The organism is Dietzia sp. IBK-p2-16D (assembly GCF_057773085.1).
This window is the reverse complement of sequence record NZ_JBYMTL010000001.1, coordinates 597,108-621,993: the sequence shown is the minus strand read 5'-3', so window position 1 is coordinate 621,993 and position 24,886 is coordinate 597,108. Positions and strand designations below refer to the sequence as shown.

Below are 24,886 nucleotides of genomic sequence, written 5' to 3'. Positions count from 1 at the left end.
AGTCCTCGTGAGGTCCCTATGTGGCGTCCGGCGTTCCGACCAGCGAATGGGGGAAGGCCGCTTCGCGCCCCTGGAAACGAAGGATGCTCGGGTTGACGATCACCCCGTCACGGATCTCGATGGCGCGAGAGAGGGTGAGGTCGCCGTCCCACGCCGCCGGGCCTTCCATGACGGTGCGCAGGAACGGGAGCAGTGCCTCACTGATCTCCCACGTGGCGGAGTTCCAGAGGTACGACGGGCTGTGATCGACCGCGTAGTAGTTCACCCCGTGGCCCACGGTGAACATCGGGTCGTCGAATCCCGTGGGCTGCGCCCATTCGAAACCCATTCCCGCGTCACAGGAGACGTCGATGATCAGGCTCCCCGCCGCGAAGCCTTCGAGGTCCCGGGTGCGCAGGTACGTCATGGGTGCGTCCACGTCCTGGAGTGTGCAGTTGACGACGATGTCGTGCGCGGCGAGGAAGGCCGGGAGCGGGATGTCGCCGCCGTCGGTGGGCACTGAGCCGAGATAGGCGTCGCCGCCATCGGTGTGGAGCTGGGTGATGTGCGCGCTGTGGATTGGGGAGCCGACGGCCGTCGCCCCTCGCTGCGTGAGGACCTGGATGTCGTGGATCCCGTGGGCACTCAATGCGGTGACCGCCCCGCGGGCGGTCGCCCCGAAGCCGATCACGACTGCGCTGCGTCGTGGCCCGTAGTTGCCGGTGGCTCCGATGAGACTCAGGGCGTGGAGGACCGAGCAGTACCCGGCGAGTTCGTTGTTCTTGTGGAGCACGTGCAGGCTGAAGTCACCCTGCCGGGTCCAGTGGTTCATCGCTTCGAAGGCGATGAGGGTGAGGCGCTGGTCGATCGCGGTCTGCGTCAGTCCGGCGTCCTGGACGCAGTGGGGCCATCCCCAGAGGGTGCGACCCGCGGGGATCTCGCGCACATTCGATGCCTGGGGCTTGGGAAGCAGAAGAACGTCGGCGTCCCGGACGACCTCCGACCTCTCGGCGACCCGACCCACCCGCGACTCCACGTAACCGGGCTCGAGCTGGAAGTCGGCGGCGTACCCGTGTTCGACGATCATCCGCGCCCGCACCTCCGGATCGATCCTGTCCAGGTGGTGCGGATGCAGGGGCAGGCGCCTCTCGTTCTCCATCGACGAGTTCGCGAGGACCCCGAGCGACAGGAGGGCGCGTCCCGGGGCGTCGGCGGACTCCCGCTGATCGGAGGTGGCATAGGACGGTTGAGCGGTGCCGGACATCCGGACTCCCATCATCGGGGAACCGGGGCCAGCTCCGACACGAGTGTAGTCCGGCCCGGTGACTGACCGCGCCCCCGCCGGATCACTCCGGCGGGGGCGCGGTGGGCTGGCCAAGGCGCGGCCGGGATCAGGCGAAGGCGCTGTCCAGGTGTGCGTTGAGCGTCGCGCTGGGACGCATCGCGTCCTTCAGCTTGGCGATGTCGGGCCGGTAGTAGCCACCGAGATCGACCGCGTCGCCCTGGACCTCCGTCAGTTCCTGCAGGATGGTGTCCTTGTCGGCATCCAGCTTCTCGGCCAGGGGGGCGAACCGGGAGGCCAGCTCGGCGTCCTCGGTCTGGGAGGCCAGCTCCTGCGCCCAGTACAGCGCCAGCCAGAACTGGCTGCCACGGTTGTCGAGCTCACCGGTCACGCGTGAGGGCGACTTACCGTTCTCCAGCAGCTTGCCGGTCGCGGTGTCCAACGCCTCGGCCAGGATCGTGGCCTTGGGGTTGTCGTACTTGCGCCCGAGGTCGTCCAGGCTCGCACCGATTGCGAGGAACTCCCCGAGTGAGTCCCAGCGCAGGTGGTTCTCCTCCACCAGCTGCTGGACGTGCTTCGGAGCGGAACCGCCGGCACCCGTCTCGTACAGACCGCCGCCCGCCATCAGCGGCACGATCGACAGCATCTTGGCACTGGTGCCCAGCTCCAGGATCGGGAACAGGTCCGTGAGGTAGTCGCGCAGGATGTTGCCGGTCACCGAGATGGTGTCCAGTCCACGCCACGCGCGCTCGAGGGTGTAGCGCATGGCGCGCACCTGGGACATGATCTGGATGTCCAGGCCCTCCGTGTCGTGCTCGGCGAGGTACTTCTCGACCAGCTCGATGAGCCTGGCCTCGTGGGGCCGGTACGGATCCAGCCAGAACACGGCCGGCATGTCGGAGGCGCGGGCGCGGTCCACGGCGAGCTTGACCCAGTCACGGATCGGCGCGTCGTTGACAGTGCACATGCGCCAGATGTCACCGGCCTCGACCTCCTGCGAGAGCAAGACCTCACCGGTCGCGGCGTCGACGATGTTGGCCACGCCGCCGGTCTCGACCTCGAAGGTCTTGTCGTGGCTGCCGTACTCCTCGGCCTTCTGCGCCATGAGGCCGACGTTCGGCACGGTCCCCATGGTGGTGGGGTCGAACGCTCCGTTGGTCTTACAGAAGTTGATGATCTCCTGGTAGATCCGAGCGAACGTGGACTCCGGGATGACGGCCTTGGTGTCCTTCTTGCGGCCGTCCGCGCCGTACATCTTGCCGCCGATGCGAATCATCGCGGGCATCGAGGCGTCGACGATCACGTCGGAGGGGGAGTGGAAGTTGGAGATGCCGCGGGCCGAGTCGACCATCGCGAGCTCAGGCCGCTGTTCGTGGCAGCGGTGCAGCTCCTCGATGATCTCCTCCTTCTTCGCCGACGGCAGGGTGTCGATCTTGGCGTAGAGGTCGCCCATGCCGTTGTTGACATTGATGCCGAGCTCGTCGAACAGCTCGCCGTACTTGGCAAAGGCGTCCTTGTAGAACACGCGGACCGCGTGTCCGAACACGATCGGGTGGCTCACCTTCATCATGGTGGCCTTGACGTGCAGCGAGAACATGACGCCGGTCTCCTTGGCGTCGTTGAGCTGCTCCTCGTAGAACTCCAGCAGAGCCTTCTTGCTCATGAACATGGAGTCCACGACGGTGCCCTTCAACAGGGATTCCGTCTTGAGGACGTGGGTCTCGCCGTCCGGCGTATCGACCTCCATACGCACGTCGCAGTCGCGGTCGAGGATGATCGACTTCTCGCCCGCGTAGAAGTCACCGTGGGTCATGTGCGCGACGTGGGTCTGCGAGGCCATGGACCACTTGCCCATGGAGTGCGGGTTGGCCCTGGCGTACTCCTTGACGGCCTTCGGGGCGCGTCGGTCGGAGTTGCCCTGGCGCAGCACCGGGTTGACCGCGCTACCGAGGATGCCGGAGTACCGCTCGGCGGTCTCCTTCTCCTCGTCGGTCTGCGGGTCCCAGGGGAAGTCGGGAAGGTCGTAACCCTGCGACTGCAGCTCGGCGATCGCCCTGGTGAGCTGCGGGACGGAGGCGCTGATGTTGGGCAGCTTGATGATGTTGGTGCCCGGTTCGTGGGTCATCCGCCCCAACTCGCCGAGATTGTCGGGGACCTTCTGCTCATCGGTGAGCCGCTCCGGGAAGGCGGCCAGGATGCGCGCCGCCACGGAGATGTCGCTCGTCGTGACGTCGATGCCGGCCGCATCGGCGAAGGTGCGCACGACGGGGAGGAACGCCTCCGTCGCCAGCCGCGGGGCCTCATCGGTGAGCGTGTAGATGATCGTCTGTCTGTCTGAGGTCATGGATGTCGACTCTTTTCGTCTCGAAGGCTGATCATGTTCTTGTGGAACGGGGTCAATTCGCCGACTCCATCATCACCCGAGTCGGACACCTGTGCGCCGTTTCACTGTGTCGTCTACCCCGGTCGTGTGGTCCCGGGCCCGATCGGTGCCCCCGCCGACCCGCCGGTGGTACGTCGGCCGACGGACCATGCGGACCACAGGTGCGCGTAGGTCCCGTCCCGGGCTAGCAGGTCACCGTGGGTGCCGCGTTCGACGATCCGGCCCCCGTCCATGACGAGGATCGTGTCGGCGCGGGAGGCCTGATCGAGCCGGTGTGCGATGACTAGGGCCGACCGGTCGCGGGTGACCTCGTCGGCGGCGAGTTCGAGCGCTCCGGCGCCTGCGGAACCGGCTTCCGCGGTGGCCTCGTCCATGACGATGAGGGCGGGGTCGAGCAGGAGCACCCGGGCCAGCGCCAGTTGCTGCGCGGCGACGGGGTCGAGTTGGATCCCGCGCGCGCCGACAACGGTGTCGAGCCCCGCCGGCAACCGGTCGAACCACGATGCGGCGTGCACCCGTCCCAGGACGTGGAGTAGTTCCGCATCGGTGGCGGCGGGCCTGGCCAGCGTGAGGTCCTGGCGCAGGGTCCCCGAGAAGACGTGCACCTCCTGGCTGACCGTGGCCAGGCGGGCGATGCGTTCGCCGTCCGACAGGGACGAGACCGGATGGCCGTCGACGAGGACCTCGCCGGAATCGGGGACGAGGAGCCCGGCCAGGAGCGCTGCCACGGTGGTCTTCCCGGCCCCCGATGCGCCGACGATCGCGACCGTCTGGCCGGGGGAGATGGCGAAGTTGATGTCCCGGACGGCCCAGGCGCCGCCGTAGCTGAAGCTGACGTCGCGCAGTTCGACGCGCCCCTGCGCCGGCTCGACCCCGCTGTCGGGTACCGGGACCGGCGGATCCACCACGACGCCCACGATGCGGGCGAGCGAGGCGTAGCCCGACTGCACGACGTCGAGGATGCGCATGAAGGTGTTCAACGGTCCCCGCAGTCGGATGATCATGAGGACCGCGCCCGTCACCGCGCCGACGGTCAGGGCGTCGGTGGCGACGAGGTGGTAGCCGACCCCCAGAGCGATCGCGAGCATGAGGAACTCGCCGAGCAGCATCCACACGTTGAGCACGAGCATGGTGGTCCGGGCCCGGATCCCCTTGCGGACGACGTCCCAGGAGGCGTTCCCGATCAGGGTGTGCATCCGGGCCTCGAGGGAGAACGCGCGGACCGTCGCACGGCCGCGGATCGCTTCCAGGACACGGCGGGCCCGCTCGGCCATCGCGGCGCGTTCCGCGGCGTAGCGATCGGGTGCCTTGGCCAGGTACTGGCGCGCGGCGAGGTAGTACAGGGGTGCGACGACGACAGGGATGACGACGAACTGCCAGTCCAGGGCGAACAGCGCGATCACCGTGGCCACGACCGTCAACACCGAGGTGGACAGGGTCGGGACCGTCTCCGTGACGGCCGAGGACAGTTCTGCCACGTCGTCGGTGGACCGACTGACCAGGTCTCCCGAACCGGCGTCCTCGACGCGGTGGGTGGGCAGTCCCAGCGCGGTGCCGACCATGTCCTGGCGCAGGTTGGCGATCACCCGTTCGGACAGTCTCGCCACGATGTAGAAACCGGCGGCGCTCAGCAGGGCGCCGACGACGGCGGCGGCGAGTAGTTGCCCCCCGATCAGCCACAGCGACCCCTGTGACTGCCCGGAGACGAGGTCCACGATGCGGCCCATGAGCTGCGGGATGAGAACCCCGGCGTAGGCACCGAGGCTCAGCAGGAGCACGGCCAGGGTCAGCCACCGTCCGGCGTGGCGGACCCGGCCCAACTGCCGGGCGACCTCGCGACGGACCTGGCCCGCGGAGGCGACCGGGAACCTCAGGGCACTGTCGGTCTTGACGGGAGGCGTCCGGTTCGTCGTCGTCATCTCCCTGCCCCCACGAGGACACCCTCCGCCGTCGCGCGGAGCTGATCCACGGTGAGGTGGGCGTCGGCCACCGCGCTCCATGCGGGGGCCCGGGTGAACACTAGGGTGATCCGGCCTGCTCGGTGACGGGTGACGTTGTCCGCGAGGTTCTGCTCGGTGACCGAGTCGACCGCGGTGGTGGGATCCTGCAGCACCAGGACCTCCGGACCCCAGGCGACGGCGCGGGCGAGGGCGACGCGTTGACGCTGGCCTCCCGAGAGCATCCGCCCGCTCTCCCCGACGCGCTTGTCGGGGCCCTCGGGGATGTCGTCGCAGCAGGCCACCGCGAGCGCCCGTTCGGCGGTGTCCCGATCCGGGTGGACGTTGTCGGCCACGCTCCCGTCGAACAGGTCCGCGGCGTGCGGCGCCACGACCACGCGCGTGCGGGGCAGCGACTCGAGCAGGTGCACCAACTCGGGGTCGCCGCCGTCGACGACGGTCAGGCCCGGAGGGAGGGCGTCGATGAAGCGTCGGGTGGCCGCGACGTCGACCTCGGAGAGGCGTTCGAAGTCGGCGCCGAGGACCTCACGGATCCGCTTGCCCGACGCCTCGGCCGATGCCCAGCGGGAGGCGAGGTTCCGGCCGAACATGGTCATGGGTACGACGAGGAACTGGGTGAGGCCCACCACCGTGATGAGCTCGCCGATCGTGACGTGACCGCCGAGGGCGAGCGCACCGGCGGAGATGCCGAGCGTTGAGACGAAGAGGGCGCCCGCGGCCTCGGTGGCGCCGTTGAGGCGGGCCTCGGCCGCGTCGGCGTGGACCGTTCTGCGATAGGCGGTGTCGGAGACCTCGTCGTAGCGACCGCGGACGGTGACGATGGCGCCCAGTCCCTTGAGGATGCGCAGCCCCTGCACGACGTCGGTGGCGGTGGCCGCGGCCTGGGCGATCGCCCGCTGCCGCTCGACGGACCGTTCCTGCAGCGGGCGCGCCACCCACAGTGCGACCACGACGAGCAGGGGCCCGCCGATCAGCGTGGCCAGACTCAGCCACGGGTTGATGCCGAACATCATCGCCGCGCCGTAGGTGATGGCGGCCGCCTCGGCGACCGGCATGACCGTCATCATGACGATGTCGCCGACGCGGGTGGTGTCCGAGGACGCGACGGACAGCAGGCCGCCGGCGGTGCGATCCCGGCCAGCGAACCCGCGGGGGTCCTGGATGCGGTCGGTGACCGCCGTCCGCAGGTCGTGGCTCACCAGTTGCTGGCTGCGGACCAACATGAAACGGGCGGTCCAGTTGGCGGCGATCGCCATGACGAACACGCAGCCGAGGATCGCTATCCAGAACCACAGCCGGTCGGGTGTGGAGGTGGCGATCGCATCGTCGACTGCTCGCCCCACGACCACCGGGGTCAGGCCGTTGCACAGGAACGCCACGGCCATGGCGCCGGACGCGACGAAGCTCCACGGCCGTTGCGACAAGGCGACCTTGAGGGTCCACCCGGACGCGTCGACGTGGGGGAGCTTCGACCTGCGCCCGCCCGGTCCGGGTAGCGCCGAGTAGTCGACGATGCTGCCCGTTTCCGAGGGCTGTGGGTTGTCGGGCACGAGGTGCGATGTTACCCGGCGGCTGCTCCGAGGCTCCCGTTGCGAGCTGCGCGGCCGCCGACGATCTCGACGCCGTGGGGATCGGCCACGCCGAACGCGAGCAGGGCCTGCCCGGAGGAGTCCAGTTCGTCCTCGATCGTCCGTAGCCAGCCCCTGACCACCTTGGCGGGCAGGCGGCGTCCGGCCGACAGTCCCACGACGAAGCCGGGGACCGGGACCTGTGACAGCACGGCCATCGAGCGGCGGCGGTCGCGGGAGGACGCCGTCCAGTCGGTGTCTCCGATGAGGATGGGCGAGGGCAGTGCGGCGTCGTACTCGTCGCAGGGCAGGATGAGCAGAGTGTCGCGCTGGCGGTCCTCGTAGCCGATGACGAGGTCGATGACGCCGGCGGCGAGCGGGGCGTCGTCGAGCGGGCGGCGGGACCAGTCGTCTGGGAGTTGTTCGAATCTCATGTCCGAGAGTTTTCGGCACCGCAGTGCGAATCGACAGGCCTGACCCCGGATCTGTGGAATGGGAGAAGCGGCCTGTGGGGAACTCGACCCGGGGGAACCGCAGCGCCGGTTCGCGCGTCACGCACCGGAGTGCATGAGTCCCGGGCGCCGCGGCCCGCACTCAGGATTCGTGTCGGAAGCCCACCTTGATGGAGACCTGCCAGTGCGTGACCGAGCCGCCGTCGAGTTTGCCGCGGACGGACTGCACCTCGAACCACTCGAGGTTCCGCAACGACTTGGACGCCTCCGCGACGGCGTTGGCGATGGCCTGGTCCGTACCGTCGGGGGACGACCCGACGATCTCGGTGATGCTGTAGACGTGGTTCACGACGACCTCCCTGGGTGTGATGCACATCACTCTACGGTGGTCGGGTACGGGGGTGCATCCCGTAGGGTCGGGGGAACGACGGCACCAGGAGGTTCCCATGACCGATGTCAGCGCACGCGCTGCCGAATTCTCCGACCGGCACGGCTCCGGAGACCTGCTGATCCTCCCGACGGTCTGGGACGTGTGGAGCGCCCGCGTCGCGGTCGATGGGGGGTTCACCGGACTCACGGTGGGCAGTCACCCCGTCGCCGACTCCCTCGGTAGCGCCGACGGCGAGAACATGGACTTCTCCGAATATCTTGCAGCGGTCAGGCGAATAACCGACGCGGTGGACGTCCCCGTCAGCGCGGACGTCGAGTCCGGGTACGGGCTGGAGCCGGGAGAGCTCATCGGCCGACTCCTCGACGCGGGGGCGGTCGGGGCGAACATCGAGGATGTGGTCCACGGCGAAGGCGGGAGGGTCCGCGAGCGGCAGGAGCACGCCGACTACATCGCCGGAGCCCGTCGCGCGGCCGACGAGGCGGGGGTCGCGTTCGTCATCAACGGCCGAACCGACGCGGTCAAGCTCGGAACCGACGTGTTCACGGATCCGCTGGCCGAGGCCGAAGCACGGATCCGGCTGATGGAGGACGCCGGCGCGCGATCGGTCTACCCGGTCGGGCTCTCGACGGCGGACCAGGTCGGGCGACTCGTGCAGGCTGTGACGATCCCGCTGAACGTCACCGCGCATCCGGTCAGGGGCCACGGAGCCGGGGACGCCTCCGCGCTGAGGGGCCTCGGGGTGCGACGGGTGTCGTTCGGCCCGCTGTGGCAGATGTGGCTCGCCCAGGTGTCGACGGACCAGCTCGCCCACTGGGGCTCTCCGAACTGAGGCTCCGCCCGGGTCCGGCCGCGAGCCGGTTCGCGACCCACCGCACCATCGCCGGACGGGAGATGCCCATGCATCCGCACCACGACGACCTGACCTTCGAGCGGGTCATACGGGCTTCGCGCCAGGCGGTCTGGGAGGCCTGGACCACGTCGACGGCGTTCGCGCAGTGGTGGATTCCGGAACCGTACCTCTGCCGGGTGGAGCACTTCGCGCCGCACGCGGGCGGTGGGTTCGTCACGTCGATGAGCGAGGACGGGCTGCATTTCTCGCCCCACATGGACGCGGCCTTCCTGGTGGTCGACGAGTGCGAACGCCTGGTGTTCACGAACGCGGTGGACAGCACCCTGCGTCCGACCAACCCCGCACCGGTGGCCGTGACCGGAGAGGTCACGCTCGGCGACCACCCGGACGGCACGAGGTATCGGATCACCGCGCGGCACGCCGACGACGAGGGGCGGGGCACGCACGAAGCGCTGGGGCTGGTGCAGGGCTGGACCCTCGTCACGGGGCAACTCGCACGATTCGTGGAGTGAGAACCACGCACGGCCCGCCCCACGTGCGGCCCGCCCCACGTGCGATCAGTGCGCGGGGGCGAGTTCTTGCTCGGCCTCGATCGTCATCGGGCCGGTGGGGGCAGTGGTCCGCCCGCGCGGGAGGAACAGAACCACCACGGCGCCGACGAGGGCAGCGCCCGCACCCAGGAGGAAGCACAGGTGGAACGTGTCCTGCGCCGGGATCCGGATGCCGCCGCCCAGGTCCGTCATCCGGCTGGTCAGTACCAGGGCCATGACGGCACCGGCGATGGTGGTTCCCATCGACCGCATGAGGGCGTTCACGCCCACGCCGGACCCTGCCTCGCTGGCGGGGGAGTTCTCCATGATGAGGGTGGGCATCGCCGCGTAGCCGATGCCGACCCCGGCGGAGGCGACGCAGGTCGCCAGCATGAGCTGCCAGGGCGCCGAGGAGAATCCGGCGCCGATGAGGTACCCGCCGGCGATGATCGTCGCACCGACCGCCAGCGTGACGCGCCCCCCGAGCCGGGTGAGCATCATGCTGGAGATCGGGGCGCAGACCAGCATGAACAAGCCGGCCGGCGCCATCCACAGTCCGGCCTGCAGCATCGTCTGCCCGAGCCCGTAGCCGGTCGCCTCGGGTAGCTGGAGGAGTTGTGGGACGACGATCGACTGCGCCATCATCCCGAAGCCGATGAGCAGGGCGGCGAGGTTGGTCAGCAGGATGGGCCGCCGGGCGCTCGTGCGCAGGTCGACCAGCGGGTGGGGGTGGCGGGTCTCGTAGAACCCCCAGGCCACGAGGACCACGGCTCCGCCGAGAATCGCGCCGAGGGTGAGGGGTGAGCTCCATCCCCAGTCGCCGCCCTTGGAGATGCCGCCGAGGACGGCCACCACGCCGACGGACAAGCCGATCGCGCCGACGACGTCCAGTCGCGAGTCGTCAGCCGGGACGCGGTGCGGGAGGACGAGGGCGGAGAGCAGGACCATGACCGTGGCCAGGCCGGTGGAGACCCAGAACAGGGCGTGCCAGTCGTAGGACTGGGCGATCCAGGCCGCGAAGGGAAGTCCCAGGGCGCCGCCGACACCGAGCGTCGCGCTGATGCCGGCGACGGCGGTGTTCTGCATGGACGCCGGAACCGTCTCGCGGACGAAACTGATCGCCACGGGGATGTACCCCATGGCGAGCCCCTGGAGAACACGACCCACGAGGACCGGTGCCAGGGTGGTGGACACGGCGCAGATCAGCGATCCGGCCAGCAGGAGAAGGGCGGAGACCACCAGGACGGGCTTGCGGCCGCGGAGGTCGGCCAGCTTGCCGGACAGCGGCATGGCCACGCCGCCGGCGAGCAGCGTGGCCGTGACGACCCATGCGGCGTTGCTCGGGGAGGTGCTGAGCAGGCGGGGCAGCTCACCCTGCAGCGGGATGACCAGCGACTGCATCAGTGCTGTGCACAGGCTGGAGAACCCCAGGGCCAGGATGATCACCAGTGGTGTGGCCGAGGCCCTGTCGGAAAACCGTGACATCGGTTCCTCTCGTAGACGCCGGCAACGCCAGCGTGTATGTACCATACATATCAATGATGTGTAGAGTACATATCCGGAATCGGTGTGGCAAGTGTGCGGGGGAGGAGTGGCCATGGCCTCGGCGAAGGTCCGGTGGTCGGACGGGCGCGGCCCGGCGGAGCGACAGCTCGCGGCCCTGTTCGGGCAACTGGACAGGCAGCGGCGAGCCCTCGAGGGCGCCATGCGTCTGGGCACCGCCGATCTGCGGTTGCTCTGGCTCTTCTCCGACGGTCACGCGCGCACGCTCAAGGAGATCGCCGCAGAACTCGGCCTGGAGCAGTCCACGGTCAACCGTCAGGTCAACGCGGCACTGGGGAGCGGCCTGCTCGTCAGGTCCCGACGTCCCGGTGGCTCCGCCTACGAGTTCGACCGCACCGAGGAGGGGCGCCGGGCGTTCGAGGACGACGCGGGCATCTCGCTCGGGGCATACGCTGCCGCGCTGGAGGCGATGGGTCCCGCCGATGCGGAGAAGTTCCTCGCCCTGGCCCGGGAGTTCCTCGACCACTTCCGCGGTGAGGTCGACTCGGCGGGCACCTGACCCGCGGTGGCCGGGCCCTCAGGGCGGGCGGAAGCCGCGACGTGGAGCGTCGCCCGGTCGGCGTCGACGGGCGGGAAGTCCCCGTTCAGGCCGGACGGGGGACGCCGCGGGCTAATTTTCTGGGAGGGGTCGAACCGCACGCCGTGTGCGGGCCCCGGCTCTCACCGGAGGAGATGGTCGATGCGCGAGGGGACTGGCGGGCACACCGACCGACGGAGGCGGATCGTCGGCGTCGCGTTGGCGATCGCGACGATCGCCCTGGGGACGCTACTGATCCTGGTCCACTTCGGCGTACCCGTGATCGTCACGCTCGCAGGGGCCGGCCTCGTCGTCGTCGGTCTTGCCACGGTCACCGGTGTCGACGGCGCCGGCGACACCGGGTGGCGGACGCGCGTCCCGGTGGGACTCGCCGCGGTCGCGGCGGGCATCGTGGTCCTCGCCTGGCGGTCGGCGAGTGTCCGCAGCCTGCTGTGGGTCATGGTCGCCGCGCTCGTCCTGCACGGGATCCACATCCTCGCCGGGGCGTTCAGGGGCGATGCCGACCGGAGGGTCGCGGGGGTCTTCAGCGGTGCGGCCGCAGTGCTACTGGGGCTGTTGTGTCTGGTCTGGCCGGTGCTCGCGATCGAGCTGGTCCGGTACGCGGTCGGCGCCTGGTTGGTGTTCATCGGACTGCGCGCCCTTGTGGAGATCGTCCTCACACGGGCCCGGGCACGGGTGGGCGAGCGCGTGCACGCCGGGCGCGCGCGGGTGCGCCGCTGGGGGCGCACCCTGGGGGCGGCCGCGGTGTTCCTGGTGGCCGTCGCGCTGGCGGTGGTCAGTGCGGTACTCCTCCGCGGCGACGAGCGGCCCGAGCCGGACGCCTTCTACACGCCGGTCGAACCGATCCCCGACGAGCCGGGTGTCCTGCTCCGTGCCGAGGCCCTCACCGCCGGGGTGCCGGCCGGGGCCGACGCGTGGAGGATCCTCTACACCACCACCCGGCCCGACGACACGGTGACCGTGGCGAGCGGCACCGTCCTCGCACCCGCGGGCCGGGGTGCGGACGAGCTGCCCTTGCTCAGTGTCGCCCACGGCACCACCGGGATCGTGCCGCGGTGCGCGCCGTCGCTCAGCGCCACCCCGTTCGCCGACGGCGCCGGCACCGCGCTCGAGGAGATGGTGACCGACCACGGCTGGGCCGGCGTGACCTCCGACTACGTGGGGCTGGGGACCTCCGGGATGCACCCGTACCTGGTGGGGCAGGCGGAGGCCCGCAACGTCCTCGACGCTTCCCGCGCGGCCCGGCAACTCGACGGACTCACCCTGGACGCCGACACAGTGGTGTGGGGCCACTCCCAGGGTGGCCACGGCGCCCTGTGGACGGGGCAGATCGCCGGGGACTACGCGCCCGAGCTCACCCTCAGGGGGATCGCCGGCATGGCGCCCGCGACGGACCTGTTCGATCTCGCCGAGGCCAGTAAGAGCGAGGTGGCCGGGAAGACCGTCTCCGCGTACATCGCCCGGTCGTGGAACGTGATCTATCCGGAGCTGGACCTGTCCGGGCACCTCAACCCGGGCACGGCGCACGGGGTGGCGAAGGTCGGCGACCTCTGCTTCAACGAGAAGGACGTCATCGCGGCTCTGCTGCGCGGCACGCAGATCCCGGAACAGGTCTTCCCCGACGCGGTCCTCGACGGCGACCTGGGGGAGAAGCTCCGGATGAACTCGCCGACCGGCCCGTGGCCCGCGCCCGTCCTGATCGCCCAGGGCCTGGCCGACCCGTTGGTCAAGCCGGCCATGCAGCAGAACTGGGTCGACGCGCGCTGTGCGGCGGGCGATCGGCTGGACTACCGCACCTACCCGGGTCTCGACCACAATGGTCTGGTCGCGGCTGACTCGCCGCTGACCCCGCAGCTGGTGCAGTGGACCCTCGACCGCTGGAGTGGGGCGGCGCCCACGCCGACCTGCTAGCCGGAGGGTCGGGTCGGGCCGGGCCGGGTCGGGCCGGGTCGGGGTGGCGGGGAGCATCATGCGTCGCCCCATTGACACTTGCCCATATCGGCATACGATTGTCGGTATGGCACGGGCAGCGACCACCTCGGACGTCTTCAACGCGATCGCCGAACCACAGCGTCGGCAGATCCTGGTCCTCCTGCGCGGCGGCGAGCGGTCGGTGACCGAGGTGGCCCTCGATCTGGGGATGACCCAACCCGGGGCCTCCAAACACCTCCGGGTGCTCCGCGAGGTCGGGCTGGTGCGCGATCGCCGGGACGGCAAGCAGCGACTCTATGACCTCGACGCCCGTGGGCTCCGGCCCGTTCACGAGTGGGCCGGAGGTTTCGAGCGGTACTGGAACGAGAGCTTCGACAAGTTGGACGCCTACGTCCGGGAGTTGGCGCGGGCAGAGGACGAGGAGGGATGACCCATGAGCGCGAACGGTAGAGGCGATCCGGTGGTGTCACCGACCGCGGATCGCGAGGTCGGGATCAGCAGATACGTCGACGCCCCACCCGACCTGGTGTTCCGGGCGTTCACCGAGGTGCGGCACCTGTCGCGGTGGTGGGGCCCGGAAGGGTTCACCACCACCACGCGGTCCTTCGAGTTCCGCGAGGGCGGGGTGTGGGATTTCGTCATGCACGGGCCGGACGGGACCGACTACCGGGAGTGGATCCAGTGGCGGGAGATCGTTCCGGGACGGCGGATCGGGCTCCTCCACGGGGAGTTCGCGGACGACCCCGACGCGTTCGAGTCGACACTCGAGTTCGTCACGGAGGGCGGCGGGACCCGCATCGACTTCACGACGGTCTTCCCCACGCGCGAACACCGGGATCGTGCCGTGGACGAGTACCACGCGGTCGAGGGTGGCCGGCAGACGTTGGACCACCTGGCGACCTACGTCGGCGAGCTGGCCGCCGACGCGGGCGGGCGGGCCGGGTCATGACCTCGCGGGTGCGGGTCCACAACTTCTCGGTCTCGCTCGACGGGTTCGGAACCGGCGAGGGGCAGAGCCTCGAGGCGCCGTTCGGTCACGCCGGCCACCGCCTGCTCGAGTGGGCCCTGCCGACGCGCACGTTCCAGGCGATGGGTTTCCACGGAGCGCAGGAGCCGTCGGTGGGCGTGGACGAGGCGTTCGCGAGCCGGTGGAACACCGGGGTGGGCGTGGAGATCATGGGCCGCAACAAGTTCGCCCCGTCGCGGGGCCCGTGGGACGAGCAGTGGCGCGGATGGTGGGGGGACGATCCGCCGTTCCACACCCCTGTCGTGGTGCTCACCCATCACCCGCGGCCGGTCCTGGAGCTCGGCGGGGGGAACAGCTTCCACTTCCTCGACGCCCCGCCCGCGGTCGCCCTGGACCATGCGCGGGGGCTCGCGGCGGGCGGTGACGTGCGGATCGGCGGGGGTGCCACGACCATCCGACAGTTCCTCGAGGCGGACCTCATCGACGAGATGCACATCGCGCTCGTCCCGATCCTGTTGGGCAGGGGTGTACGGCTCTGGGACGGGATGGAGGGACTGGAGGAGCGCTTCCACATCGAGGCCACCCCCTCGCCCGGCGGCGTCACGCACCTCAGTTTCCGGCGAGACCGTTGACGGGCGAGTGCTCCAGCGTGCGCCGGGTGACGAAGCGGCGCGCGGCTCCCGACAGCGGATCGGTGAACTCGAGCTCGCGGGCGAGGAGCTGGAGCGGGAGGTCCGGATCGTCGGGCGCCTCGGGCAGCAGCTCGGGGTAGCGCCGGTCACCGAGGATGGGGACGCCCAGCGCGGCGAGGTGCACGCGTAACTGGTGGGGCCGGCCGGTGCGGGGCCGCAGGACCGTGTGCACGACCGCGCGCCCGGTGACACTGTGACCGGCGGCGAGGAGGCCGACGTGGGTCTCGGAGTTCGTCGCGAGCCCGGGGTCGACGGTGACGCGGAGCTCGCCGCGCCGGGACCGGATGTGGTTGCGGTGGACGACCGGCAGCGGGCGCCCGTCGAGTGCGGGTGCACGGTCGTCCCAGTCGGTCGGGAGAGCGGAGACGGCGTCGTAGACCTTGGTGACCTCTCGCCGCTCGAACATCGACTGGTACGCGCCGCGCGTGTCACGTCGCGCGGAGAACAGGACCAACCCGGCGGTCTCACGGTCCAGACGGTGGATCGGCGTCAACGCGTCGTTGCCGAGGCGCCGACGCAGCCGGACGAGGGCCGTCTCGCGGAGGAACCGTCCCGACGGCGTGGTGGGGAGGAAGTGGGGTTTGTCGACGACGACGAGGTGATCGTCGCGGTACAGGATCTCCTCCCGGTACGGCAGAACTGTCTCGGCGGGCAGGTCGCGGTGGTACCAGACGAACTCGTGGGTGCCCAGCGGGGTGTCGTGGGCGATCGCCCGGCCGTCGGCGTCGACGATCTCCCCGGCACCGATCCGGCGGTGCAGTTCCCCCGGGTCCAGGTGGTCGAACCTGGACTCGAGGAACCCGGTGATCCCCGACCAGGGGCCGGTGGTCGGCACCCTCAGCCGCGTGGGCCCGACGCCGTCCTTGAACGGCAGGGGCGGGGGAGTGGACACGTGGTCATCCTCCCACCGCGCGAACGTCGGGAGGTCGGCCTTTCCCTCGCGGGCCGCACCGGCGACCGGTCCGCGCGGTGCCGCTGCTCCGAATACACTCGTGACCGAGCTCTTTCGCGCAGATCCGAGGATGACCCGATGGAACGGCATGGCCCCGGCACCGTCGCGGGTGACGGCGAACAGACGGCGCCGGTCATCGGTCCGGTGCCCGCACCGGGGATCCACGTGATGAGCTGGAACATCCGACGACCGGTTCCGCCCGCGTTCACCCGCGCGGCCGACAGGTGGAGTGGTCGTGCGCCCGCACTCCGGGCCCTGCTGGGGGCCGAGCGGCCGACCCTGCTGTGCGCCCAGGAGGTGCTCGGCGAGCAGGCCGCGACCGTGCTCGACGGGCTCGGCCGGGGTTTCGAGTACATCGGGCGGGGCAGGGGATTCGACGGTGGCGGCGAGGCGTGCCCGATCTTCTACGACACGGCCAGGCTCGACCTGCTGGGGTGGGATCAGATCGCGCTGTCCGACACCCCGGATCGTCCCGGTTCGGTGTCCTGGGGAAATCTCTTCCCCCGGGTGCTCGTGGCGGCACACTTCCGGGACCGCGCCACCGGCCACGAGTGGCGGGTCGTCAACACCCACCTGGATCCCCTCTCGCGACGTTCCCGCGTGCTCTCGGCCCGCGCCATCCGGAGTCTGCTGGGCGGCGGGGACGTGCCGACCGTGGTGACCGGGGACCTGAACGCCGGCCCGGCCGACCCGGCGGTTCGTGACCTGCTGGCGCGGGGGGAGCTGATCGACAGCTGGAGCGCGGCGGAGCACCGGCGGACCGAGTCGTGGGGCACGTATGCCGGCTACCGCGAGCCGCGACGAGGTGGCACCCGGATCGACTGGATACTGGTCACGTCACAGGTTAGGGTCACCGACGCCGCGATCAACCCGCGGCGCCACGAAGGTGCGTGGCCGTCGGATCACCTTCCGGTGCAGGCCGTGGTCCGGCAGGGCAACGGTCGCCGGGCAGGGCGGGACCCGGCGCGAGACGAGGAAGGGGGTCGGGCGACGTGATCGACGACTTCCTCCGGCCCGCCGAGACCGGAGCGCAGCGGATCGCGGACGCACTGCGCCTGCTCGGTGTCCTCAGCGTGGTCCTCGCCGTGCTCTTCCACGACCTCACCGACGCGGCCATCGTCGCGTTCGCGCTACCCGGCCTCATGTTCCCCAGGTTCCTCGGAATGCGGCCGTGGGCGGACATCCTGGTGTCCGTCGCCCTCCTCGTGGCGGCGTGGAGCAACGTCATCGACCTCTACCGGGCCGTGACCTGGTGGGACATCCCCGTGCACTTCGTCCTCGCCGGCGCGATGGCGGTGGTGACCTACCTGTTCCTGGCCCGCCGCGGAATCGTCCGTTCACCGGGCGCCCGCGGCTTCTCCACCACCGGGGGACTCGTGCTGACCACGGTGCTGGGACTGGCGCTCGGTGCGCTCTGGGAGATGGTCGAGTGGTTCGGTCACGCCTACCTCACCGACGACATCTACGTGACCTACGGGGACACGATCGGCGACATGGCGGCGGGAGGCCTGGGCGCGCTGCTCGGCGGCTGGCTCATGGCCCGCGGGCCTCAGCTGCTGATGCCCACCGATCTGCCCACGAGAGAATCGTCCGAGACCACCTCGAGCAGGTAGGCCGCCAGATCCGCGCGCGGGACGGTCCCGCCCAGCCGACCGCCGTCACCGACCTCGTGGGCGCGCCATCGTCCGGTGCCCGCGGCGTTGGTGAGACCGGTCGGGCGGACGACGGTCCAGTCGAGCCCCGACTCCCGCACGACGGCCTCCTGCGCGTCGTGGTCGGCCAGCGGGGCGGCCAGCACGACCTTCATCAGGAGACGGAGTGGCAGCGGCATCTGGGCACCGGAGTCCCCGGCACCGAGGGAGGACTGCACCACCAACCGTCGGGCCCCGGTGGCCGACATCGCGTCGACGACCGCCCGTGTGACCCCGGTGCGCTGCCGACGGACCCCCTTGGCGCCGCCCACCGTGACGACCACGGCGTCGGCCCCGTCCACAGCCCGGCGGGCCACCTCCGGGTCGGTCGCACTCCCGGTCACCACCACCGCACCCGCGGGTGCGCTGCCACTGCGCGAGACGACCGTGACCTCGTGACCGGCATCGAGCGCGAGCTCGGCCACTCTCGCCCCTGTCCCCTGGGAACCCCCGATGACCGTCAGCTTCACCGGTACCTCACTTCGTCGTCGTCGTCGTCGTCGTCGTGTCCGTCGCGTCGGGGAGCTCGTCCCCACGTCTCACCGACCCTATCGGCGGCCCCTCGGGGCCCGACGCCCGCCGCCGGGAACGGTCCGGCCGGTCGTCGAGGGTGCGCACCAGCTCCGCGAGCATCGGGAACACCAGCACGGTGACGGCCCCGGCGGCGACGAGGACCGAGGAGATCTCCGCGCCGAGGAGCCCGTTGTCCACGGCGACCCCGGTCACGGCGACGATGATCGGCAGCCCCGTGGCGGCATAGAGACCCACCCGGGCGCGCTCGCGTGTCGTGGTCAGGCCCGGGCTGGTGCGCACGAGGGTCTCGGACACCCACACCCCGCCCCCGCGGATCACGAGCATGCTCGCCACCGCCGCGACCAGGATCCCCGGCGCGGCGGCGACCGCGTTCACACTGATCGCCATTCCCGACACCACGAAGAAGACGGGGATGAACACGCTGTACCCCACGGTCTCCAGCTGGTGCGTGAGGACCTCGGCCAGCCCCCGGCCGGGGACCTCGTCGCCCGGGCGGAGCTGATCGGCGAGCACGTCCACCAGACGCCGCAGGATGATGCCCGCCGCGAACGCACCCAACACCACGTCGAGCCCGAAGACCGTGGCCACGACCATCATCGCGGCCAGCAGCAACAGGACGGTGCGCATCGCCAGCTGGCTCGTGGTGGTGGTACCGCGCACCAGGGCCCGCCCCAGGCCTGGGATGCGCAGTAGGTGTGCCGGGACCACCAGGGTGACCAGCGCGGCGGCGAAGAACAACCCCACGGCCACCAGGGAGGACCCGACACTGCGCGTGCCGAGCAGCACGGCCATCACCAGGACCGGCCCCAACTCGCCGACGGCTCCGTGGGTGAGGACCGCCCGGCCGACGGGCGTGCCGTCATGGCCCGCGCCCTTGAGGATCGGCAGCAGTGTCCCGACCGCCGTGGAGGTGAGCAGCAGCCCGATCGCCACGGAGGTCTCCCACCGCCCGGACACCAGCCATCCCACCCCGGCGGCCAGGATCATGCTCACCAGCCACGTCCCCGCGGCGCGCCGACCACCGCGTCCCGTCACGGAGGACACCTCCAACTCGAACCCGGCCAGGAGGAACAGCATCCCCAGGCCCAGCTCGGCGAGCATCGCCACCCCGCCGCTCTCGACCGCCAGACCGAACCCGTTCGGACCGACCAGCATCCCGCCCACGAGGAGCAGTACGACGCCGGGGACCAGTGACCGCGTCAGCGACGACAGCACCGGCGCGGCGAAGACGACCAGCACGACCCAGAACAGCGAGACCAGTTCGGTCGAGGAGGCCTCCGCGGCCAGCAGGGTCGTGGTCAACGCGTCGCCTCCTGCTCGGTGGATGAGGGGGATCTTAATCCAGAGCACGGGTGTCGGGCCGCGGGCGGGCGGCGGGGAGGGCGTGCGAGGGTGGAGGGCATGACCGACTCGCCGTGCACCCGCTCCGACGGTGACCCCCGCGAGTTGCCGGGTTTCCGCCGTACCTACGCGCCCGGACGCCTCACCCTCGGCCTGGGTTTCCCCCTCCGGACCGGGGCCGACGGGGACGAGATCTGTGACGCCGACGCGCAGGCGCAGGTCGCGCAGGCCGCCGAGGCCGGTGGGTTCGCGGCCCTCTACGCCCGTGACATCCCGTTGCGGGTGCCGTCGTTCGGTGACGTCGGGCAGGTCTACGACCCGTGGGTGTTCCTCACCTACATGGCCGCTCACACCTCACGGATCGCGTTGGGCACCGCCGGCATCGTCCTTCCCGTGCGCCATCCACTGCACGTCGCCAAGTCCGCCGCCAGCCTCGATCGGCTCTCCGGTGGTCGGTTCCTGCTGGGCCTGGCGTCGGGGGACCGGCCCGAGGAGTTCCGGGCGTTCGGTCTGGAACAGGGCGGGCGCGGCGAGAGATTCCGGGAGAACGTGAGGGTCCTGACGCACGCCATGACCACCGAGATGCGGGGCATCCGGTGGTCGGCCGGGTGGATGCACAGTGCGGACGTGGTGCCCAAGCCCAGCGCCTCGTCGGTACCGACGATCATGATCGGCTCGTGTCAGCAGAGCGTGGCCTACCTCGCCGCGCACGGCGACGGGTGGATGACCTACCCGCGGGACTTCGACGCCCAGCGGCGGACGGTCGTGCGGTGGAGGGACGCGGTGGCCGCCGCGGCGGCCGACCGGGGTGAGGGTGTCGGTGACGACGGCGAGGTGTTCAAACCCTTCGCGCAGTCGCTGCAGATCGACCTGGCGGAGGACCCCGGCGAGACCGCCTCCCCGATCAGTTTCGGGTTCCGGGTCGGCCGGCGGGGTCTGGTCGACCACCTCGAGGACCTGCGGGGGATCGGGGTCAACCACGTGCAGCTGGGTCTGGGGGCCTCCCGTCGCCCGGTGGGCGAGGTGATCGCCGAGCTGGCCGAGCACGTCGTGCCGCTCTTCCCGGCCCTCGCGCACTAGCGTCGCGGCCGACTGGCGAGGGGCCGGACGTCTGCCATACTCGGGGGTCACGGTGGCGGATCCCGGTCGATCCGCCGCGAGCGCCGACGAGGGAGGGCCCGTGGGCATCTCGATCCTCTGGTTCCGCCGCGACCTGCGACTGTCGGATCACCCGGCGCTGCTCGCGGCGGTCGAGTCGGGGGACGAGGTGCTACCCGTCTTCGTGCGCGATCCCGCGCTGCTGGCCAGGGCCGGCGCGCGGGCCGACCGCCTGACGGCCTCGCTCGCGGCGCTGTCGGCGGACACCGCCGGAGCGCTGATCGTGCGCACCGGCGATCCCGCCCGCGTGATCCCCGGGTTCGCCGCCCTCACCGGCGCCCGTGAGGTGCACATCAGCCGCGAGTCCACGCCCTACGGCCGGCGCCGCGACGAGCGCGTGCGGACCGCGCTCGAGGCCGACGGCCGCCGGCTGGTCGAGACGGGGTCGCCGTACGCCGTCGGGCCCGGCCGGGTCCTCAACGGCAGCGGTCGTCCGTATCAGGTGTTCACCCCGTTCTCCCGCTCGTGGCACGACCACGGGTGGCCCGAACCCGGACACCGGCCCCGGGACATCCCGTGGGCGGACGCCCCGGCCGGGGAGCTCCCCGGCGCCGGCGGCGCGAACAGTGACGCGACCGATGACGCGGGCCGCGACACGACCCGCGACGCGGGGGAGTCCGCGGCCCTCGCCCGATGGCGGTCCTTCCTCGAGGACGACCTCGAGCACTACGGACAACAGCGCGACCGACCCGACCTCGACACCACGAGCCGCCTGTCCGCGCCGCTGAAGTACGGGGAGATACACCCGCGCACGATCCTGGCCGACCTCGGGGCGCACCCCGCCGCCGATGGGGAAGGGGCCCGTCGCTTCGTCACCGAGCTCGCGTGGCGGGAGTTCTACGCCGACGTCCTGTGGCACCACCCTCGGTCCGCCTGGCGGGATCTGCGCGACACCCTCGCGGGGATCCCCTACGACCGCGGCCCCGAGGTAGACGACCTCGTCGAGGCCTGGCGACAGGGCCGCACGGGCTACCCGCTCGTCGACGCGGGCATGCGTCAGCTCCTCGCCCAGGGGTGGATGCACAACCGTGTCCGGATGGTCACCGCGAGCTTCCTGGTCAAGGACCTCCACGTGTGGTGGCCGGTCGGCGCGCGTCACTTCCTCGACCACCTGCTCGACGGCGACCTCGCCTCCAACAACCACGGATGGCAGTGGGTGGCCGGCACCGGGACCGACGCCTCGCCGTTCTTCCGCGTCTTCAACCCGGTCACCCAGGGACAGCGCTTCGACCCCGAAGGGGAGTACGTCCGCCGGTGGGTCCCCGAACTGCGGCACCTACCCGGCGCGGCCGCGCACGAGCCCTGGCGGTGGCCGGACGGGCATGACCACGGGTACCCCGAGAGGATCGTGGATCACGCCGAGGAGCGGCTCGAGGCGCTGCGTCGGTACGACCTCGTCCGGGACCGCTCTCGCTGAGGGACGGCGGGGTCAGTCGTCCGCGAGACGGAACTCGTAGAACCGGTCGATACCCAACTCGGCCGCGGCGGAGGTGCCGTCCGACTCGATATAGCCGACGTACTCGGCGTAGGCCCGCCACTGAGCCTCCAGCTGAGCCACCTTCCCCGGGTACCGGTCGGCCAGGTCGACCAGTTCGCGGGGATCCTCCGCGAGGTTGAACAACCGCCAGCTGTCGCCCTCGCCGTACGGGGGAGCCATCCACAGCAGCTTCCAATCCCCGCACAGGACCGACCGGCACTCGAGCATTTCGAAGCACAGTGCGTCCAGCCCGCCGCGGACCGGTTGGAGGGTGTGCCCGGTGAGCATCGGCGCGAGACTCCGTCCGTACAGCGGTGGCACCGGCCTGCCGTCGACCTCGGTGGGTCTACGGACTCCGGCAAGGTCGAGCATGGTCGGCAGGATGTCGGCGACGTGAAGCAGTTCGTCGGTCACCACGCCCTCCCGGGTCACCGGGCCGCCCGCCACGATGAGCGGGGTCTGGGTGCCGCCCTCGTAGGTGGTGGTCTTGAAATAGGACAGCGGGGTGTCCGCGACTTCCGCCCACGCCCCGCCGATCGAGACGAACGAGCCGATCCGGCCCATGTTGGCCAGGCTGTTGTCGAACTCGGCCTCGATCGTCTCGACGGTGTTGGGCTGGTAGAACTCGGGCTGCTTGGGGTTGGCGCCGTTGTCCGAGAGGAAGAACACGACGGTGTCCTCGCGCTTGCCGAGCCTGTCCAGTTCGTCGAGGAGACGCCCGAGCTCGTGGTCCATCCGCTCGATCATCGCGGCGTAGACCTCCATCTTCCGGGCTTCGCGGCGCCGGTCGTCATCCGACAGCTCATCCCAGGCGGGGAACAGGCCGCTACCCGGGTTGACCTCGAGATCGGACGCGATCAGGCCGATCTCCTTCATCCGCTCCATCCGCTCCCGCTTGATCGCCCCGTAGCCGGCGTCATAGCGACCGGCGTACCGGTCGAGATCGGAATCGGGGGCCTGGAGTGGGTCGTGCGGGGCGGTGAAGGCGAGGTATCCCAGGAACGGACGGTCGTCCTCCTGCTCGCGCAGGAATCCGATCATCCGGTCCACGAACGCGGTCGAGGTGTAGAAGTCCTCGGGGAGTTCGTCGGTGCAGAAACGGTCGTCGTCGGCGTACAGCGTCTGCTTGCCCTCGAACACGCTCAACGGTCGCGCGTCGTGGAAGTGGCTGGCCCCTCCGCCGAGGAAGGCGAAGCTGCGTTCGAAACCACGAGCCGCCGGGCGGGTGTCCTCGGTGATCCCGACGTGCCACTTGCCGGCCAGGTAGGTGTGGTATCCCGCGTCACGCAGCAGCTCCGCCATCGTCGGCACCGAGTGGTTGAGGTATCCCTCGTACCCGGGCTGCATGTACTGGTTCTTCGCGTGTAGCGGCTGCATCACACCGAGGCCCGCCTGATGGTTGTCGCAGCCGGAGAGCAGCATCGATCGTGTGGGCGCGCAGAGCGAGCTGGTGTGGAAGCCCCGGAACCGGGCGCCGGACTCGGCGAGCTCCTGGAGGTGGGGCGTGGCGATCTCACCACCGAACGGCTGACAGTCGGAATACCCCATGTCGTCCACCACGACGACGAGGAAATTGGGCCTGGAATCGGTGCCGGTGGTCATGCGACCATCCTCTCCGGTCAGCTGCCGTCACGCTCCGGAATGTCGGCCCCTATCGGCGTGAGCAGGAACTCGGCGTCGCGGCTCATCGCCCGCGCGGCGCCCAGCAGCACCACCAGGCCCAGCGTGTTGACGAGTGTGACGACGACGATCGGCGCGGGATCGGAGAAGTTCGAACTGGCCACGATCATGGCAGCGGCCGTGTTGCGTTGGGCGGTGGCCAGGCCGCCCACCTTCTTCAGATTGTTGTGTCCGTCGCCCATCATGTAGCCGATGAACAGCGAGATGCCGATGACGACGAGCCCCGTGAGGATCGCCCGCCACAGCTCCGGGTCGCCCATCTCCGGCAGATAGCCGATGATCACGCTGGCCAGCAGCCCGTAGAGCGTGATCGAGGAGAGCCGGGCCGCCCACGGTTGGATCACAGCGGCAAGCGGGACGAGGTACTCACGAACCGCCATCCCCACCGCCATGGGTACGATCATCTGGCCCAGCAGTGCGAGGATGATCGACCAGGCATCGACGGTGACGTCGTCGATCACCGTGGGAAGCAGGATCGGCATGAGCACGACGGTGCCCACGATGAGTACCGTCATCACGGTCGCGGCCAGGGAGATGTCCTGTCGCGACTCGCGCGTCAGCGCGATGAGGAACGGGGCGCCGGCGGACAGGCCGAAGACCATCAGACCGGCCTCGTACATGGGCTCGAGATCGGCGACCGTCACCGCCAACGTCATCACCGCCGGGACGAGGACGAGGTTGGCCAGCACCATCCGCACCAGAAAGTGCCAATTCCGCAGGTGCGCCAGGAAATTGGACGGCTTCTGGGTCAGGCCCACGTTGAGCAGACTGGATACCACGAAGACGACGACCAGGACGGCCGAGATCTGCCGGAACAGCTCGAAGACCACCGATTACGCTCCTCGTCTCGACGCTCGCGTCGCCACCGACGCTACCCAGCTCGCCCCGGGACTTCCGGTTGATGCGCGGGATCCGTGGCCGGTCGGGTCGCGGCGGTGGGTCCGACCGCGCAGCGCGGCGGCCAATGC

General features: G+C 70.4%; 23 protein-coding genes. 11 read left to right on the top strand and 12 right to left on the bottom strand.

From position 1 onward, the window contains the following. Positions 1 to 16: 16 nt before the first annotated feature. From AC3DE3_RS02965 to AC3DE3_RS02940, 6 genes are all read right to left on the bottom strand, one after another. Positions 17 to 1,138 carry a Rossmann-fold NAD(P)-binding domain-containing protein gene (locus tag AC3DE3_RS02965; RefSeq protein ID WP_488369099.1) on the bottom strand — a complete coding sequence of 374 codons (1,122 nt, stop codon included), beginning with the start codon at positions 1,136 to 1,138 and terminating at the stop codon, positions 17 to 19. A gap of 232 nt (positions 1,139 to 1,370) precedes the next feature. Next, the gene (locus AC3DE3_RS02960) at positions 1,371 to 3,605 is read right to left on the bottom strand and encodes an NADP-dependent isocitrate dehydrogenase (protein ID WP_488368899.1); all 2,235 of its coding nucleotides are present in this window, start codon (positions 3,603 to 3,605) and stop codon (positions 1,371 to 1,373) included. Positions 3,606 to 3,718: 113 nt separating this feature from the next. Next, positions 3,719 to 5,518 carry an ABC transporter ATP-binding protein gene (locus AC3DE3_RS02955; RefSeq protein ID WP_488369098.1) on the bottom strand — a complete coding sequence of 600 codons (1,800 nt, stop codon included), beginning with the start codon at positions 5,516 to 5,518 and terminating at the stop codon, positions 3,719 to 3,721. A 41-nt stretch (positions 5,519 to 5,559) separates the two neighbouring features. After that, entirely contained in the window at positions 5,560 to 7,152 is a 1,593-nt protein-coding gene (locus AC3DE3_RS02950; protein ID WP_488368898.1) for an ABC transporter transmembrane domain-containing protein, read from the bottom strand. An 11-nt stretch (positions 7,153 to 7,163) separates the two neighbouring features. Next, the gene (locus AC3DE3_RS02945; protein WP_260487939.1) at positions 7,164 to 7,604 is read right to left on the bottom strand and encodes a hypothetical protein; all 441 of its coding nucleotides are present in this window, start codon (positions 7,602 to 7,604) and stop codon (positions 7,164 to 7,166) included. A 160-nt stretch (positions 7,605 to 7,764) separates the two neighbouring features. Beyond that, positions 7,765 to 7,998 (bottom strand): dodecin, encoded by a 234-nt coding sequence (locus AC3DE3_RS02940; protein WP_488368897.1) that lies wholly within the window; start codon positions 7,996 to 7,998, stop codon positions 7,765 to 7,767. A 70-nt stretch (positions 7,999 to 8,068) separates the two neighbouring features. Here AC3DE3_RS02940 and AC3DE3_RS02935 point away from each other — a divergent pair, with 70 nt between their 5' ends. Further along, positions 8,069 to 8,842 carry an isocitrate lyase/PEP mutase family protein gene (locus AC3DE3_RS02935; RefSeq protein ID WP_488368896.1) on the top strand — a complete coding sequence of 258 codons (774 nt, stop codon included), beginning with the start codon at positions 8,069 to 8,071 and terminating at the stop codon, positions 8,840 to 8,842. A 68-nt stretch (positions 8,843 to 8,910) separates the two neighbouring features. Next, the gene (locus AC3DE3_RS02930; RefSeq protein WP_488368895.1) at positions 8,911 to 9,375 is read left to right on the top strand and encodes an SRPBCC domain-containing protein; all 465 of its coding nucleotides are present in this window, start codon (positions 8,911 to 8,913) and stop codon (positions 9,373 to 9,375) included. A 45-nt stretch (positions 9,376 to 9,420) separates the two neighbouring features. On the opposite strand, the gene AC3DE3_RS02925 is transcribed toward AC3DE3_RS02930, so the two are convergent. Further along, a complete protein-coding gene (locus AC3DE3_RS02925; protein ID WP_260487932.1) occupies positions 9,421 to 10,878 on the bottom strand; it encodes an MFS transporter in 1,458 nt (485 codons plus the stop codon). Between the two features lie 112 nt (positions 10,879 to 10,990). Here AC3DE3_RS02925 and AC3DE3_RS02920 point away from each other — a divergent pair, with 112 nt between their 5' ends. From AC3DE3_RS02920 to AC3DE3_RS02900, 5 genes are all read left to right on the top strand, one after another. After that, entirely contained in the window at positions 10,991 to 11,455 is a 465-nt protein-coding gene (locus AC3DE3_RS02920) for a MarR family winged helix-turn-helix transcriptional regulator (RefSeq protein WP_260487930.1), read from the top strand. 180 nt (positions 11,456 to 11,635) lie between these two features. Further along, the gene (locus tag AC3DE3_RS02915) at positions 11,636 to 13,405 is read left to right on the top strand and encodes a lipase family protein (RefSeq protein ID WP_488368894.1); all 1,770 of its coding nucleotides are present in this window, start codon (positions 11,636 to 11,638) and stop codon (positions 13,403 to 13,405) included. 106 nt (positions 13,406 to 13,511) lie between these two features. Continuing rightward, positions 13,512 to 13,856 carry an ArsR/SmtB family transcription factor gene (locus tag AC3DE3_RS02910; protein WP_260487927.1) on the top strand — a complete coding sequence of 115 codons (345 nt, stop codon included), beginning with the start codon at positions 13,512 to 13,514 and terminating at the stop codon, positions 13,854 to 13,856. A gap of 3 nt (positions 13,857 to 13,859) precedes the next feature. After that, the gene (locus AC3DE3_RS02905; RefSeq protein ID WP_488368893.1) at positions 13,860 to 14,375 is read left to right on the top strand and encodes an SRPBCC family protein; all 516 of its coding nucleotides are present in this window, start codon (positions 13,860 to 13,862) and stop codon (positions 14,373 to 14,375) included. Beyond that, positions 14,372 to 15,025 carry a dihydrofolate reductase family protein gene (locus AC3DE3_RS02900; protein WP_488368892.1) on the top strand — a complete coding sequence of 218 codons (654 nt, stop codon included), beginning with the start codon at positions 14,372 to 14,374 and terminating at the stop codon, positions 15,023 to 15,025. The genes AC3DE3_RS02905 and AC3DE3_RS02900 overlap by 4 nt, the downstream gene beginning before the upstream one ends. On the opposite strand, the gene AC3DE3_RS02895 is transcribed toward AC3DE3_RS02900, so the two are convergent. After that, positions 15,003 to 15,977 (bottom strand): pseudouridine synthase, encoded by a 975-nt coding sequence (locus tag AC3DE3_RS02895; RefSeq protein ID WP_488368891.1) that lies wholly within the window; start codon positions 15,975 to 15,977, stop codon positions 15,003 to 15,005. The two genes, AC3DE3_RS02900 and AC3DE3_RS02895, sit on opposite strands and share 23 nt — an antisense overlap. A gap of 138 nt (positions 15,978 to 16,115) precedes the next feature. On the opposite strand from AC3DE3_RS02895, the gene AC3DE3_RS02890 reads away from it, so the two are divergent. Both AC3DE3_RS02890 and AC3DE3_RS02885 read left to right on the top strand, forming a co-directional pair. Beyond that, positions 16,116 to 17,033, top strand: a complete 918-nt coding sequence (locus tag AC3DE3_RS02890; RefSeq protein ID WP_488368890.1) for an endonuclease/exonuclease/phosphatase family protein — start codon at positions 16,116 to 16,118, stop codon at positions 17,031 to 17,033. Next, complete coding sequence (locus AC3DE3_RS02885; RefSeq protein WP_488368889.1) at positions 17,030 to 17,650, top strand: DUF2238 domain-containing protein; 621 nt, start codon at positions 17,030 to 17,032, stop codon at positions 17,648 to 17,650. Before AC3DE3_RS02890 ends, AC3DE3_RS02885 begins: the two co-directional genes overlap by 4 nt. On the opposite strand, the gene AC3DE3_RS02880 is transcribed toward AC3DE3_RS02885, so the two are convergent. Both AC3DE3_RS02880 and AC3DE3_RS02875 read right to left on the bottom strand, forming a co-directional pair. Next, positions 17,587 to 18,198, bottom strand: coding sequence for an NAD(P)-dependent oxidoreductase (locus AC3DE3_RS02880; RefSeq protein WP_488368888.1), 612 nt, complete (start codon positions 18,196 to 18,198; stop codon positions 17,587 to 17,589). The two genes, AC3DE3_RS02885 and AC3DE3_RS02880, sit on opposite strands and share 64 nt — an antisense overlap. Before the next feature lie 7 nt (positions 18,199 to 18,205). Further along, positions 18,206 to 19,564: a cation:proton antiporter gene (locus tag AC3DE3_RS02875; protein WP_488368887.1), complete on the bottom strand. Its 1,359-nt coding sequence runs from the start codon at positions 19,562 to 19,564 to the stop codon at positions 18,206 to 18,208. Between the two features lie 99 nt (positions 19,565 to 19,663). On the opposite strand from AC3DE3_RS02875, the gene AC3DE3_RS02870 reads away from it, so the two are divergent. Continuing rightward, positions 19,664 to 20,683, top strand: coding sequence for an LLM class oxidoreductase (locus AC3DE3_RS02870; RefSeq protein WP_488368886.1), 1,020 nt, complete (start codon positions 19,664 to 19,666; stop codon positions 20,681 to 20,683). Between the two features lie 106 nt (positions 20,684 to 20,789). Further along, positions 20,790 to 22,178, top strand: coding sequence for a cryptochrome/photolyase family protein (locus tag AC3DE3_RS02865; RefSeq protein ID WP_488369097.1), 1,389 nt, complete (start codon positions 20,790 to 20,792; stop codon positions 22,176 to 22,178). Between the two features lie 12 nt (positions 22,179 to 22,190). Here the strand turns inward: AC3DE3_RS02865 and AC3DE3_RS02860 are convergent, their stop codons facing one another. Together AC3DE3_RS02860 and AC3DE3_RS02855 are read right to left on the bottom strand one after the other, a co-directional pair. After that, positions 22,191 to 23,840, bottom strand: a complete 1,650-nt coding sequence (locus AC3DE3_RS02860) for an arylsulfatase (protein WP_488368885.1) — start codon at positions 23,838 to 23,840, stop codon at positions 22,191 to 22,193. A 17-nt stretch (positions 23,841 to 23,857) separates the two neighbouring features. After that, a complete protein-coding gene (locus AC3DE3_RS02855) occupies positions 23,858 to 24,748 on the bottom strand; it encodes a bile acid:sodium symporter family protein (RefSeq protein WP_488368884.1) in 891 nt (296 codons plus the stop codon). Between the last annotated feature and the right edge of the window lie 138 nt (positions 24,749 to 24,886).